This is a genomic window from Rhizobium laguerreae, from assembly GCF_002008165.1.
GTDB lineage: Bacteria > Pseudomonadota > Alphaproteobacteria > Rhizobiales > Rhizobiaceae > Rhizobium > Rhizobium laguerreae.
In genome coordinates, this window is sequence record NZ_MRDM01000009.1 from 249,863 (window position 1) to 264,739 (window position 14,877).

Sequence of the window (14,877 nt, forward strand, 5' to 3'; positions counted from 1 at the left end):
GAACGATATTCTCCGGAGCCCTCGAAGGCAGATCACCGAGAGCTCCTGAAGACCGGGCCGGCCATCATTGCCGCGATCGGCCTGGCGATGCTCGCAGGCTGTGCGACGAGACCATCGCCGGACGTATTGAAGCCAGTTCATCTGAGTCAACCGACTCATGCCGAAAAGACCCCGGTCAGCGTGAAGGTGCTCGTAGCGACCAACAGAACCCCCGATAGCATACGGGGCGGGTTCGGCAGCACCTGGGCTGACAATCTTACCTACGAGCAATATGCGTTTTCGGTCCCTCCCGGCCGGAAGGACACCGCGATCACATATCCGACCTCGAGACCGGATCCCGAACGCCAATTTGCTGTCATCAGGCGCAAGCAGCTTGCAAAGGACGCCTTCGTAGAGGAGGCGCTCCGCTCGACGCAGTCCGACGGCACTGTCGGCATCTTCGTGCATGGCTATAACTATAGCTATCAGGAGGCGCTGTTTCGCACCGCGCAGATTGCCGCGGACGCCAAAATTCCGGGTTCTCCAGTTCTGTTTTCGTGGCCTTCGGCCGCTGCCGTCGCCGGCTATGTCGCCGACCGCGATGCGGCTCTCTCCTCGCGCAGCGACCTCGACTCGCTTGTCGCCGCGCTCTCGGCTTCCGGAAAGGTGAAACGCATTATCCTTTTCGGACATAGCATGGGCGGATTCCTGGTGATGGAAACGGTGCGCCAGCTCAAACTACAGCATCGCGACGACGTCATCGGCAAACTGGCGGTGATCCTCGCCGCCCCTGACATCGACGTCGATGTTTTCCGATCCCAGCTGAAGGATATCGGTCGGATGCCTATTCCCATATGTCTTCTCGTTTCGAAGGATGACCGGGCGCTGGTGGCCTCGAGCTTCATAGCGGGGGAGCGGGCGCGCGTCGGACGCCTCGATATCGACGATCCCGTCATCAGGGAGGCTGCCTTGAAGGAAAGGCTTCGGGTCATCGACATCACGTCGATCCAGGCATCCGACGGGCTGGGGCACGACCGCTACGCATCGCTCGCCAAGTTCGGAGCGCAGCTTGCCTCCTTCGAAAGCGGCAGGCGTTCGACCGCCGGCGACGTTGGCGCCTATGTCTTCGATGCCGCCGGCGCTGCGGTCGCAAGTCCGTTTCGTCTAGCCGGGCGTGTCGTCGGCTCGCAATGACCAGACGGAGGTCAGGGCGGCGATGGCTAATCCTCAGGCATCACCAAGACATGTGCATAATGTGACTATTAAATTGTCACATGCATAAATGGAGAGCAGACTTCCCCCCGTGGTCAAATTGACCTCGAGGATATGGGAGGGCATTCATGAGCGTAAAAAATCCGTCTCCCTCGTTGTACAACGAGGATCTCGCACCTGCCGAGGAGCGCAAATGGGGTGCATTCAGCATCTTTAACGTCTGGACATCAGACGTCCACAGCCTGTGGGGCTATTATCTGGCGGCGAGCCTGTTCCTGCTATGCGGCAGCTTCGTCAATTTCGTCATCGCCATCGGCATCGGATCTCTGGTCATCTTCTGCCTGATGAGCCTGGTCGGCAATGCGGGCGTGCGCACCGGCGTCCCCTTTCCGGTTCTGGCGCGCGCCTCCTTCGGCACGTTCGGGGCGAATGTTCCAGCACTGGTCCGGGCGGTGGTTGCCTGCTTCTGGTACGGGGCGCAGACCGCTGCCGCATCCGGCGCGATCGTTGCTTTGCTGATCCGCAACGACAGCCTGCTTGCCTTTCATCAAAACAGTCACATGCTCGGCCACTCGACCCTCGAGCTTATCTGCTACGTTGTCGTCTGGGCGCTGCAGCTGCTGATCATTCAGCGCGGGATGGAAACGGTTCGCAAATTCCAGGATTGGGCCGGACCCGCCGTCTGGATCATGATGCTGGTGCTCGCGGTCTATCTGGTCGTCAAGTCAGGCACCTTCTCCTTCGGGTCTGAAATCCCGCGCGACGTGCTGATCGAAAAGACCAAGGATGCCGGCGTGCCGGGCGAGCCCGGTTCGATCGCAGCCCTTGCTGCCGTAGCCGCCACCTGGATCACCTATTTCGCAGCGCTCTACCTGAATTTCTGCGATTTCTCGCGCTACGCAACGAATGAAAAGGCGCTGAGGAAAGGCAACCTCTGGGGACTGCCGATCAATCTCCTGGCGTTCTGCCTCGTCGCAGGTGTGACGACCACCGCCGCCTTCACCGTCTACGGAGAGGTGCTGCTGCATCCGGAACAGATATCGGCGAAATTCGACAGCTGGTTCCTGGCGCTGCTTGCGGCGCTGACATTCGCGATCGCAACGCTCGGCATCAACGTCGTGGCGAACTTCGTGTCTCCGGCCTTCGACTTCGCCAACGTCTTCCCGCGGCAGATCAACTTCAAGCGCGGCGGATATATCGCCGCCCTGATCGCTCTCGTGCTTTACCCGTTTGCTCCGTGGGAGACGGGTGCCGCGCATTTCGTCAATTTCATCGGGTCGACGATGGGGCCGATCTTCGGAATCATGATGGTGGACTACTATCTCATAAGGAAGAGCCAGCTGAACGTCGAAACGCTCTACGATGAGAATGGCGAGTTCCGCTTCCAGAACGGATGGCACGGCAATGCCTTCATCGCATTTGCGGTGGGGGCGTTGTTTTCCTCGATCCTGCCGACTTTCACCACCATCCTGCCGGACTGGTGGGGCACTTACGGCTGGTTCTTCGGCGTCGCCATCGGCGGAGCGATCTATTTCGTGTTGAGAATGGGCGCGCGGCGCAATCCGGCCTTCGCGTCCTGACCGAATGAAAAGCGCCCGGCAATCGCCGGGCGCCTTTTTATGTCGGGGATTCCTGTCTCCGCCCGTTTCAGCGGCGAGCGGCAACCGCATGGACGATATTTCCACGGACACATGAGTCTGCCCGGCGCCTGGCCGGATGAAGGCGGCTGGTCAAACCCGGCACCGACGCAGTGATGCATGTTTTACGAAATAGCATTATGATCGGCTGAGCGCCTGACCGGCGAAGGGATTGACCCCGCGGATATATGATCCCGTGCGGCCATGGAGAGGATAGCTGGATTTGGAACGGCTGAAGGATCTGAACGGTATTTCCGCGCTGGCAGACGGGGGTTCCACATCACCGCCGTATGAACGGCCCGGCGTCGTGGCCGCCGCCGTTTATCAGCAGGGGCAACGCATTCGCGACATCAGGGTAGAGGAGGCCGGCGAATGGCGAAGCCGGGAGAATGCCGTCGTCTGGATCGGCCTGCACGAGCCGGATGAAGTGCTGCTGCATCAGGTCCAGGCCGAGTTCAATCTCCATGCCTTGGCGATCGAGGATGCAGCACAGCCTCACCAGCGCCCGAAACTGGAAATTTACGGCGACGCGATGTTCATCGTCGCCCGGACCGCCCATATGAAGGATGACGAAATCGTCTTCGGCGAAACGCATCTGTTCGTCGGTCGCGGTTATGTCGTTTCCGTCCGCCACGGCGACTCGTCCTCCTATCTGGCGGTGCGTCAGCGATGCGAGGCCACGCCGGCAGCACTTGCCCATGGCGAGAATTATATTCTCTATTCCATCCTCGATTTCATCGTCGACAACTACATGCCTGTCATCGAGGTCGTGCAGGAGGAGGTCGAGAAGCTCGAGGATCTGGTGCTGCGTGAACAGCTGGAAAAGTCCGACATCGAGCGGCTTTACCTGTTACGGCGCAAGCTGCTGCGGCTGCGCAACGCTGTGGTGCCGCTGGTAGACGTCTGCCGGCGATACGAGCACATCGATCTTCCCGGGATGGATCCGACGCTCCAGTCGCTGTTTCGCGATGTGACCGATCACGTGCGCCGGGTTCAGGAAGATATCGATGCACTGCGCGAGGTCCTCGCCTTCGCCTTCGAGGCCAGCGTGATGATCGGCCAGACGGAGCAGACGGCGATCGCCCGCAAGCTCGCTGCCTGGGCGGCGATCCTCGCGGTTCCCACCGCGATCGCCGGTATCTACGGAATGAATTTCAACGATATGCCGGAGCTGAAATTCCAGTACGGCTATTTCGTCGTGCTCGGCGTCATCGTCACCTTGTGCCTGGGCCTCTTCACTTTCTTCCGTCGGAAGAAGTGGCTCTAAATATGTGATGCAGGGGCGGGTATGCGGTAGACGGACACGCGGCTTGGCGAAGGTACGTCAGCACAAGGCCTTCAGCAGCCGGTCCCGATTGCTGCGAACGTAGTCCATATCGCTGAGATACAACCGGGCGTCTCCGGCAACCACGTCCTCCATGAACGTCTCATCTCCGGCGGCCGCACCTGCCAGCATGAAATCTACGAGCGCCTGCAGCCGCCTGCAGATCATCTCAGGGAGCTGGAGCCGGTCTTCCATCGTCGCCCCATATGCCGTGCAAAAGATTTCCGCGCGATGCAGCTGTTCGTCGAGGCCGAAGGCTACGTCCGGATTGGCGGGATCGGAAAGCGGCGCCCAGCGGTAGACCGAATAGGCCAGATCCCATAGGCGCGGTGCGGGATGGGCGGTATCGAAATCGATGATCCCAACAGCCTCATGGTCTACCGTCGCGACATTGTAGGGCGCATAGTCGCCGTGGCATATGATCTCGCGCGGCTCCTGTGGCGGCAGCATCCATGTCTGGACCTCGCGATCCGATTCGAGAAACCCTTGAGATGCCGAATGAAATTCGCGCAGGAGCCTGGCTGCGGAAAGCAGCATGCGCTCCGACCCGACAAACTGGTCGCTCAGGTCTTCGCAGACGCGCCCGGCGACATAACCGACGACTTCCTGGTTTCCGGTTATTTCAATCGGATCCGGCGCTCCTAGAAAGCCTCTGCTCCTGAGATGGCGCAAAAACCGGTGCACCGTCGGCGTCCATGCGCCGGAAGGCCGTACGACGGTATCGCCGTCCTGCCAGATCTGCCCGGTTCGTCCGCCCTCCAACAGTTTCACGTTCCGGCCCCCTGACGTTCCTTATGCGAATTCAGTTTTTCGATATGGGCCTGAACCGTGGCGCCAAGGTTTGTCTCATGGCAGTTCCGGTAGAACGCCACGACGTCGGAGGCCATTCCGTCGGGGATGGGGACGAAGTCTTCAAGCCGCAGGCCGCTTGAACTGCCGAGTTGCGGATCGGCCAGCTGGCTCTCACTCAAACTGCCGACACGATCGGCCAGGGCTCGGAAATAGGCGAGGTTGCCATCCACCGCCGAAGGAGAGTGCGTCCGGCCATGCGCAGGGATGACCAGTCTTGCATTGAGGTCACGTATCCGCTCGAGCGAGGAGCGGATCAAGCGCAGGTCGCCTGCATTTTTGCTCCAGACTTCGGGGATGGGATATTCCACCGCGTCGACGGCCAGGCAGATGCGAAGTTCGGGAATCCATACGGCGATATGGTCGGGCGTGTGTCCCGGCGTATGAATGAGTTCCAGCGTCAGATCACCGCCATTGAGGGTCATCGAGCCGGAGAAGGTAATATCGGGACCGATGAGGTCGACGTTTCGAAACCTCGACTCCCGGCTCGCCTTGTCCCTCAGGACCTCCTGTGCGGAAGGGTCGCGTAAACGGTCGAGCGCGGCGGCATGCGCGATAATCGGAGCGCGCGCAGCAATGGCGGCATTTCCCCAGAAATGATCCCAATCCATGTGCGAATTGATGACGATCAGCGGACGAGTGTTCGTCTGTTCCCCGAGCAGGTCCAGCGCCGCCGTGCAGAGTTCGGGCGTGCCGAGCGTATCGATCAGCACATTGAACCTTTCGGTCCGGACAAACACGGCATCAACCTCGTCCCCCGCCCTGACGATCACGATTCGATCATCGAGTTCGGGATATGAACACAATTCCACCGATGGATTCATGTCTGGCCGCCTCTATTGCAATCGCAGTGATTTCATTCGGATACATCAAGTCTCGTTCGGGCGCCTGATCTTTCAGAACGGTGCGGGGCGGCGAGGGGGCTTCCGTCGGCAACCAAATGGGTCATCGTCCCAGAAAGCGCAAGACTATTCAATTATGTCGCGAACCTTCAAGGTCCGTCTGCGCAGTTCAAGGCTTTGACGCGCGTATCGAGCGCGTTCCATCGGTCCCGCGCCGGTACGGTCGGCGATGTCTGGCGCAACCTGAATTGAAACTTTCGGTGGAACAACGTCGGGCAACAGAAGTTTGCCTTCAAACCAAACTCGAGCGGCGGCCGATGTCATTCTCTCCAAACCAGGGTGTGTTGAGCGCCCCACCCCGGATCTATTATGTCAATCCACTCCTTCTTCAGGGTATCGACGCGTGGCGCGAGGTATTTGACCACGCGGCGGATACCGGTTTCGACCGTGTGCTGACGGCACCTCTATTCGATAGGGGCGGGGAGCGCAGCATCTTTGCCTCCCAGGATCTGAATCGCCTTGATCCTCAACTGTCGCTCGGAAGCGCAATCGAGGATGGGGTGGGACGCTTGGCGGAGGCCGCCCGCAAGAGCGGCATCGCCTTGATGATGGACCTGATGCTCGACGGCAAGGCCCGGAATTCCGAGGCGGGCTTTCGCCCCGTCGATCCGAGACGCTCACCATTGGATCCGGAAGAGCCGATGATCGCGATGGAAGCGGAGTCTCGATCCCGACTGTTAGAAGAGTGGACAGAACGGTTGCAAGAACTTGCCGGTCTCGGCCTCTCCGGCTATCGGGTGCTCGGGATCGATCGCATTGCGCCGGCGGTTTTCAAATCGCTGATTGCGGCGGTGCGCCAGAAGGCGGACGCGCAATTCTTCGCCTGGACGCCCGGCACTGATTTTGGGGCGAGGAGCGCGGTCAAGAATACAGGCTTTGATGGATGTTTTTCATCGATGGCCTGGTGGGATTTTGACGAGAGATGGTTCATCGAAGAACACCGCGTCCAGAAGCAGCTAGGCTGGCAGATCGCTTTTCCGGAGCCGCCATTCGCCAGGCGGATCGCGCACGGAACCGAGAGCCGCGAAATCGTTGAACGGCGCGCCATAAGGGCGCTGCGCCTAGCTGCCTCGCTCGGCGGCGGCCTGATGGTTCCGATGGGCTTCGAATATGGCGCAGCCGCGCCGCTCGATCCGACCCATGGGAATGGAACGGGTTTGCGGGGACTGCGGCATGACCTTGCTTTCGATATCTCCTCCGAAATTCGCCTTGCGAACACCGAGATCGGCAATAAACCCCATGCGCCGACCGCATCGCTTCGGCTCATCCGCAACGCCAACGGACCAGTCTCAGCGCTGCTGCAGTCTGAGGCGGAAGACCTTCGTAGCACCGAGAATGTGCGGTTCATCCTGCTCAACAGGGATCTTCGGAAAAGTGCGCCCGCTCCAGTGACCGCACTGCGCGAAGCGGCCTCCGGTTTTCTGCCCGCCGCAGCCGACGGCACGGCTCTGCGGCTACGGGCAGGGGAGACCCTGGTGGTCGAAGGCAAGGCGCCGGCGCCGATCACATCCCAGCTGATCCTCGACGCTGAGCAGGCGACGGCGTCGCCGCGGCTCGCCATCGAAAACATCACGCCGCGGGTCGATGACGGGCGCTTTCCCGTCAAGCGGGTGGTCGGCGACATCGTCACAGTGGAGGCGGATATATTCGCCGACGGCCACGACCCGATCGCCGCGGTCCTGCTCTGGCGGCCGCTCGATGCGGCGGACTGGAACGAGACGGAGATGCAATTGGTCGAGAATGACCGCTGGCGCACCGAATTCCTATTAGAACGGGTCGGGCGCTATGAATTTGCCGTCGAGGCATGGAAGAACCCGTTTGCGATTTTTCGCTACGAACTGACGAAGAAGAACGATGCCAGGCTGGATCTGAAGCTTGAACTCCAGGAGGGGATAAAGCTCGTCCGTTCGGCCGAGATGCATGCAGGTGACACGCTCCGCGCCGAATTAAAGGCGCTGCTCGCCAATCTCGAGAGCGCCTCAGATGCCGAGCGAACGGCGATCCTTCTCGATGCCGGAACATCTGAATTGATGAACAAGGCGGACAGGCGGCCGTTTCGGCTTCGCTCGACGGCAAGCGCCGTCGATGCCGAACGCAAGGAGGCTGCCTTTGCCAGCTGGTACCAGATCTTCCCGCGATCGCAGAGCGGCGATCCGAACCGACACGGCACCTTCGACGACGTCATCCCGAGATTGCCCGCCATCCGTGACATGGGCTTCGACGTGCTCTATTTCCCGCCCATTCATCCGATCGGTTCGACCAACCGGAAAGGCCGCAACAACAGCCTGAAAGCAGGGCCAGATGACCCCGGGAGCCCCTATGCCATCGGTTCCGAGGAGGGCGGCCATGATGCCATCCACCCCGAGCTCGGCGAGTTCGAGGATTTCCGCCGGCTGGTGGAGGAGGCAAGCCGGCACGGTCTGGAGATCGCTCTCGACCTGGCGATCCAGGCGTCGCCGGATCACCCCTGGCTGAAGGAGCATCCCGGCTGGTTCGACTGGCGTCCCGACGGCACGATCAAATACGCCGAAAACCCGCCGAAGAAATACGAGGACATAGTCAACGTCGATTTCTACACAAAAGATGCGCTGCCTTCACTATGGCTGGAGCTCAGGGATATCGTCCAGCTTTGGGTAGACCAGGGCGTCAAGCTGTTTCGCGTCGACAATCCGCACACAAAGCCCTTTCCGTTCTGGGAATGGCTGATCGGCGATATCAGGGCCCGTCATCCCGATGTGATCTTCCTATCGGAAGCCTTCACCAAGCCGAAGGTGATGTACCGCTTGGCGAAGATCGGCTTCTCCCAGTCCTACACCTATTTCACCTGGCGCAATGCCAAGTGGGAACTTGAGCAATATATGCGGGAGCTGACGGAGACGGCGCCGAAGGAATTCTTCCGCCCGCATTTCTTCGTCAACACGCATGATATCAATCCGGATTTCCTGCAGAACGCGCCGCGCCCGGCCTTCCTGATCCGCGCAGCACTTGCCGCCACCCTGTCGGGATTGTGGGGCGTTTATAACGGTTTCGAACTTTGCGAGGGGCGTCCCGATGCCAAGCGCAAGGAATATGCCGACAGCGAGAAATACGAAATCCGCGCCTGGGACTACGACCGCCCGGGCAATATCATCGCTGAGATCAGGATGCTCAACCGCATCCGGAACGAAAATCTTGCCCTGCATTCGCATCTCGGGCTGACGCTGCTAAACGCCTCGAATGACAACATTTTGTTCTTCGAGAAGGCGAGCCGCGCCCGCGACAATGTTTTGTTGATCGCCATCAGTCTCGACCCCCACAATTTCCAGCAGAGCGACGTCGAGCTGCCGCTCTGGAAGTGGTCGCTCGGAGACGGTGGAGCGCTCGACGCCGAAGACTTGGTCGCTGGGCATCGGTTCAGATGGAATGGCAAGTGGCAGAGAGTGAGCTTCAACCCTCAGATCCTGCCCTTTGCGATCTGGCGCGTTCGCGCAGCGGAGGCATGAATGGACACCTTGAATCCTGATGGTATGAACCAGCCGCTCTGGTACAAAGACGCTATCATCTACCAGCTGCACATCAAGTCGTTCTACGACGCCAATGGCGACGGGGTCGGCGACTTCGCCGGCCTGCACCAGAAGCTCGATCACATCGCAGCCCTCGGCGTCAATGCCATCTGGCTTTTGCCCTTCTTTCCCTCTCCGCGCCGAGACGACGGCTACGACATCGCCGACTATGGCAGTGTCAGCTCCGATTACGGAACGGTGGAGGACTTCCAGGCTTTCGTCGACGCCGCCCACCAGCGCAATATCCGCGTCATCATCGAACTCGTCATTAATCACACCTCCGATCAGCATCCCTGGTTCCAGCGCGCGCGCCAGGCGCCGGCGGGATCGCCAGAGCGCGACTTCTACGTCTGGTCCGATACCGATCAGAAATTTCCGGAAACGCGGATCATTTTCATCGATACGGAAAAATCCAACTGGACATGGGACGCGGTCGCCGGCGCCTATTACTGGCACCGTTTCTATTCCCATCAGCCCGACCTCAATTTCGATAGCCCCCTTGTCATGGAGGAATTGCTGAGGGTGATGCGCTTCTGGCTGGAAACCGGCATCGACGGATTTCGTCTCGACGCGATCCCCTACCTCGTCGAGCGCGAGGGGACGATCAACGAAAACCTGCCGGAAACCCACGCGATCCTCAAACGCATACGCGCCGCGCTCGATGCCACCCACCCCGGCGTGATGCTGCTTGCCGAGGCCAATCAATGGCCGGAGGACACGCGCGAATATTTCGGAGAGGGTGACGAATGCCACATGGCCTTCCACTTCCCGCTGATGCCGCGCATGTATATGGCCATCGCCAAGGAGGACCGGTTTCCGATCACCGACATCCTGCGCCAGACGCCTGAAATTCCCGACAACTGCCAATGGGCGATCTTCCTTCGCAACCATGACGAGCTGACGCTCGAAATGGTGACCGACGCCGAGCGGGATTATCTCTGGGAGACCTATGCATCCGACAAACGTGCCCGCATCAATCTCGGCATAAGGCGGCGCTTAGCGCCGTTGATGGAGCGCGACCGCCGGCGGATCGAGCTGATGAACGCGCTTCTTCTGTCGATGCCGGGAACGCCTGTCATCTATTACGGGGACGAGATCGGCATGGGTGACAATATCTATCTCGGCGACCGGGACGGGGTGCGGACGCCGATGCAATGGTCGCCGGACCGTAACGGCGGCTTCTCCAGGGTAGACCCGGCGCGTCTCGTCCTGCCGCCGGTCGCAGATCCCCTTTACGGTTTCGAGGCGGTCAACGTCGAGGCACAGAGCACGGATGCGCATTCGCTGCTCAACTGGACGCGCAAGATGCTGGCGCTGCGCGGCAGGCATCCGGCCTTCGGGCGCGGCTCATTGCGGTTCCTCTCGCCTGAGAACCGAAAGATTCTCGCTTATCTCAGGGAGTATGAGGGCGAGACGCTGATGTGCGTCGCAAACCTCTCGCGGCTGCCCCAGGCGGTCGAGCTCGACCTCTCGGCTTTCGAGGGCCGCGTACCGATCGAATTGACCGGCATGTCGCCCTTTCCGCCGATCGGCCAGCTGACCTATCTGCTAACATTGCCGCCCTACGGTTTCTTCTGGTTCCAGCTGGAGGCCGATGCCGACCCACCGGCATGGCGCACCGCGCCGCCGGAGCAGCTTCCCGATCTGGTGACGATGGTCATCCGCCGCGGCCTGCTCGATCTTGTCGATGAACCCAAGCTTGCGCGCACCCTCAGCACCGAAATCCTGCCGGCCTATCTCGCGAAGCGGCGGTGGTTCGGGGCGAAAGACCAGGCGCTTCAGGCGGCACGTCTGATCTCCGCAACGCCGATCCCGTTTGCCGACGGCATCGTTCTCGGCGAATTGGAAGCCGTGCTGCCGAACCACAGCGAATCCTACCAGCTGCCGCTGGCGGTTGCCTGGGACGATGCGCAACCGTCCGCGCTGACCCAGCAGCTGGCACTCGGACGGATTCGCCAGGGCAGGCGCGTCGGTTTCCTGACGGACGGATTTGCCGTGGAGGCAATGGCGCGTGGCATCCTGCGTGGGCTTGGAGACCGCTCGCGCATCACCGGCCGCACCGGCACCCTCGAATTTCTCGGCACCGAGCGGCTCGACCGCCTCGAAGTCACCGACGACCTTCCGGTCCATTGGCTCTCGGCCGAGCAGTCCAACAGCTCGCTGATTGTCGGCGACCTCGCGATGATCAAGCTGATCAGGCACATCTTTCCCGGTATTCATCCGGAGGTCGAGATGACGCGCTATCTGACGCGCGCCGGCTATGACCACACGGCGCCCCTGCTCGGCGAGGTCGCGCATACGGATTCCAGCGGACGCCGTTCGACCTTGATCATCGTCCAGGGCGCGATCCGCAATCAGGGCGACGCCTGGAACTGGATGTTGAACAATCTGCGCCGTGGGGCAGACGAACTCGTGCTGAACGACCCGGCTGTCCAACCGGGCGATGACGTCTTTCGGCCGTTGATCAGCTTCGTCGCGATGGTCGGCCTCAGGCTCGGCGAACTGCATGTCGTGCTCGCCGGGGATACCGGGGACGAGGCCTTCAGCCCGGTGGTCGCTGGCGACAGTGAGGTCGAAGCGATAAAGAAGGCGGTTGCCGGCGAGGTCGCCTATGCCCTGTCGAAGCTCGACGAACGCGCAGAGAATGCCGATCCCGCCATCGACCTGCTTGCGGCACCGCTTCTCGAGCGCCGCTCCGAACTCGTCGAACTCGCCGCGACGCTGGCGGAAAGCACCCGTGATATGCTGATGACGCGCACGCATGGCGATTTTCATCTTGGCCAGATCCTCGTCAGCGAAGGCGATGCCGTCATCATCGACTTCGAGGGCGAGCCCGCGAAAAACCTGACCGAGCGCCGGGCCAAGACAAACCCGCTGCGTGATGTCGCCGGGCTTTTGAGATCGCTGAACTACCTCGTAGCCACCGCCCAGCTCGATAACGACGCGGTCATCGAACATGAGAACGAAGTCCGGCGCGAGGCGATCGCCCGCTTCGGGCGCCATGCTGAGGAGGCCTTTCTCGATGCCTATTCGCAGGCGGTCTCCGTATCGAAGGAGCTTGACATGCCACCCGATCAAAGACGGAGGGTTCTCGATGCCTTTCTTCTCGAAAAGGCCGCCTATGAGATCGCCTATGAGGCCCGCAACAGGCCGAAATGGCTTCCGATCCCGCTATCCGGCTTTACCGAAATCGTATCGCGTCTGGCGGGGGTCAAGGCATGAATGTTGAGCGCTCGGAACTCCTGGCGGGCATCGGACAGGATGCGCTATGGGCCTTGATCGAGGGCCGCCACGGCGATCCCTTTTCGATCCTCGGTCCTCACGAAAGCGGCGGCATGACGATCGTGCGGGTATACCTGCCTGGCGCCGAAGCGGTTGATCTCATTGATGCGACGAGCGGCCGGGTGGTGACGCCGTTCAGCATCGCCCACCCGTCAGGCCTGTTTGCCGCGGCCGCCGCCTCGAGGACGGGATACCGGCTGCGGATCACATGGCCGGATGCAGTCCAGATCACCGAGGACCCCTACAGTTTCGGTCTGCTGCTCGGAGAGCTCGACCTCCATCTGATATCGGAGGGCACTCACTATAGTCTGAGCCGGACGCTCGGCGCGGTGGCGATGTCGATCGACGGTGTACCGGGCGTTCGTTTCGCCGTGTGGGCGCCAAATGCGCGCCGCGTCTCGGTTGTCGGCGACTTCAACGCCTGGGACGGACGGCGAAACCCGATGCGGCTGAGACCGTCGGCGGGCGTCTGGGAACTGTTCATGCCACGCCTCGCCCCGGGCGAAAGATACAAGTTCGAGATCGTCGATGCGCAGGGGGCCTGCCTGCCGCAGAAGGCCGATCCGGTGGCGAGGGCGAGCGAGGCCGCTCCGTCCACAGCCTCCATCGTCGCATCGTCAACGCCGTTTCGATGGACCGATGACGGCTGGATGAAGGGCCGGTCCCGGCAAGACAGGCTGGAGGGCGCGTTCTCCGTCTATGAGGTGCACGTCGGCTCCTGGTTTCGCGATCAAAAGGACGGCAACAGGTCGCTCGACTGGGTCGAACTCAGCCAGCGGCTGGTTCCCTATGTCAGCGACATGGGCTTTACCCATATCGAGCTGCTTCCGATCATGGAGCATCCGTTCGGCGGCTCCTGGGGCTATCAGCCGCTCGGCCTTTTCGCTCCAACCGGCCGATATGGGACGCCTGAGGATTTCGCCTATTTCGTCGACCGGTGCCATGGCGCCGGGCTCGGCGTCATTCTCGACTGGGTGCCCGCCCACTTTCCCACCGACGTATGGGGGCTTGCCCGCTTCGACGGCAGCGCGCTTTACGAGCACGAAGATCCGCGCGAAGGCTTTCACCGCGACTGGAACACGCTGATCTACAATCTCGGCCGCAACGAGGTGAAGGGTTTCCTGATCGCCAGCGCGCTGGAATGGCTGGAGCGCTACCATATCGACGGTTTGCGGGTCGATGCCGTTGCCTCGATGCTTTACCGCGACTACAGCCGCAACGAGGGCGAATGGATTCCCAACCGATATGGCGGCCGGGAGAATCTGGAAGCTGTCGAATTCTTCAAGCACCTGAACAGCATCATTCACGAGCGCTGCCCGCACGCGGTGACGATCGCCGAGGAATCGACGGCCTGGCCGGGGGTGACGAAGCCGCCGGAGCAAGGGGGGCTGGGCTTCGACATCAAATGGAACATGGGCTGGATGCATGACAGCCTGAGTTACATCGAGAAGGATCCGATTTACCGGAGTTACGCCCATGGCACGATGACCTTCGGCATGATCTACGCCTATTCCGAACGCTTCATTCTGCCGATTTCACATGACGAAGTCGTCTACGGAAAGGGCTCGCTGCTGACGAAGATGCCGGGCGACGAATGGCAGAAATTCGCCAATCTGCGCAGCTATCTCGCCTTCATGTGGGGCCATCCCGGCAAGAAGCTCTTGTTCATGGGGAGCGAAGTCGCTCAGCCTGGCGAGTGGAACCATGACGGGTCGGTGACCTGGGATGTGCTGGACCGGCCTCAGCATGCAGGAATTCAGCGGCTGGTGAAGGATCTGAACGGCCTTTACGCGGACGAGCCGGCATTGCAGTTCGGCGACTTTCATCCCGAGGGTTTCGAATGGGCGGCAGCCGACGACGCCGTCAATTCCGTCCTCGGCATGCTCCGTTATGCGCCCGATGGCGCTTCACCGGTGCTGGTCATGTCGAACTTCACGCCGGTGCCGCGTTACGGCTACAGGATCGGCGTGCCGCAGGACGGGGTGTGGATCGAGCGGATTACCACGGATGCGCGGGAATATGGCGGCTCGGGCCTTGTCAATGGCGCCGTGTCGAGCGAGCCCATTCCCGCACACGGCAGGCCCGTCTCCCTGTCGCTGACGCTGCCGCCGCTGGCGACGATCTTTCTCAAGGGACCGTCATTTTGATCG

General features: G+C 61.0%; 8 protein-coding genes. 6 read left to right on the forward strand and 2 right to left on the reverse strand.

What is annotated here, in order from left to right; genetic code table 11:
- Positions 1–87 precede the first annotated feature (87 nt).
- The 3 genes from BS630_RS07460 to corA all read left to right on the forward strand — a co-directional run bounded on the left by BS630_RS07460 (position 88) and on the right by corA (position 4,095).
- Positions 88–1,173, forward strand: coding sequence for an alpha/beta hydrolase (locus BS630_RS07460; protein ID WP_231285738.1), 1,086 nt, complete (start codon positions 88–90; stop codon positions 1,171–1,173).
- 146 nt (positions 1,174–1,319) lie between these two features.
- The gene (locus BS630_RS07465; protein WP_077976891.1) at positions 1,320–2,771 is read left to right on the forward strand and encodes an NCS1 family nucleobase:cation symporter-1; all 1,452 of its coding nucleotides are present in this window, start codon (positions 1,320–1,322) and stop codon (positions 2,769–2,771) included.
- Between the two features lie 280 nt (positions 2,772–3,051).
- Positions 3,052–4,095, forward strand: coding sequence for a magnesium/cobalt transporter CorA (gene corA / locus BS630_RS07470; RefSeq protein ID WP_077976892.1), 1,044 nt, complete (start codon positions 3,052–3,054; stop codon positions 4,093–4,095).
- A gap of 57 nt (positions 4,096–4,152) precedes the next feature.
- Here corA and BS630_RS07475 read toward each other — a convergent pair whose 3' ends face one another.
- The gene (locus BS630_RS07475) at positions 4,153–4,923 is read right to left on the reverse strand and encodes a phosphotransferase (RefSeq protein WP_077976893.1); all 771 of its coding nucleotides are present in this window, start codon (positions 4,921–4,923) and stop codon (positions 4,153–4,155) included.
- Positions 4,920–5,825 carry an MBL fold metallo-hydrolase gene (locus BS630_RS07480; protein WP_077976894.1) on the reverse strand — a complete coding sequence of 302 codons (906 nt, stop codon included), beginning with the start codon at positions 5,823–5,825 and terminating at the stop codon, positions 4,920–4,922. Before BS630_RS07480 ends, BS630_RS07475 begins: the two co-directional genes overlap by 4 nt.
- 335 nt (positions 5,826–6,160) lie before the next feature.
- Between BS630_RS07480 and BS630_RS07485 the strand changes: the two genes are divergently transcribed.
- Genes BS630_RS07485 through glgB form a run of 3 tightly spaced genes read left to right on the forward strand, consistent with a single transcriptional unit; the run spans position 6,161 to position 14,874 of the window.
- The gene (locus BS630_RS07485) at positions 6,161–9,385 is read left to right on the forward strand and encodes an alpha-1,4-glucan--maltose-1-phosphate maltosyltransferase (protein WP_077976895.1); all 3,225 of its coding nucleotides are present in this window, start codon (positions 6,161–6,163) and stop codon (positions 9,383–9,385) included.
- Positions 9,386–12,667: a maltose alpha-D-glucosyltransferase gene (gene treS / locus BS630_RS07490; RefSeq protein ID WP_077976896.1), complete on the forward strand. Its 3,282-nt coding sequence runs from the start codon at positions 9,386–9,388 to the stop codon at positions 12,665–12,667.
- Positions 12,664–14,874: a 1,4-alpha-glucan branching protein GlgB gene (gene glgB, locus BS630_RS07495; RefSeq protein WP_077976897.1), complete on the forward strand. Its 2,211-nt coding sequence runs from the start codon at positions 12,664–12,666 to the stop codon at positions 14,872–14,874. Before treS ends, glgB begins: the two co-directional genes overlap by 4 nt.
- The last annotated feature ends 3 nt before the right edge of the window (positions 14,875–14,877 follow it).

Excerpts from the sequence above, each read along its gene's own strand:
- treS (WP_077976896.1), top strand. The coding sequence starts at position 9,386 with ATGGACACCTTGAATCCTGATGGTATGAACCAGCCGCTCTGGTACAAA.
- BS630_RS07485 (WP_077976895.1), top strand. The coding sequence starts at position 6,161 with ATGTCATTCTCTCCAAACCAGGGTGTGTTGAGCGCCCCACCCCGGATC.
- glgB (WP_077976897.1), top strand. The coding sequence starts at position 12,664 with ATGAATGTTGAGCGCTCGGAACTCCTGGCGGGCATCGGACAGGATGCG.
- BS630_RS07465 (WP_077976891.1), top strand. The coding sequence starts at position 1,320 with ATGAGCGTAAAAAATCCGTCTCCCTCGTTGTACAACGAGGATCTCGCA.
- BS630_RS07480 (WP_077976894.1), bottom strand. The coding sequence starts at position 5,825 with ATGAATCCATCGGTGGAATTGTGTTCATATCCCGAACTCGATGATCGA.
- BS630_RS07460 (WP_231285738.1), top strand. The coding sequence starts at position 88 with ATGCTCGCAGGCTGTGCGACGAGACCATCGCCGGACGTATTGAAGCCA.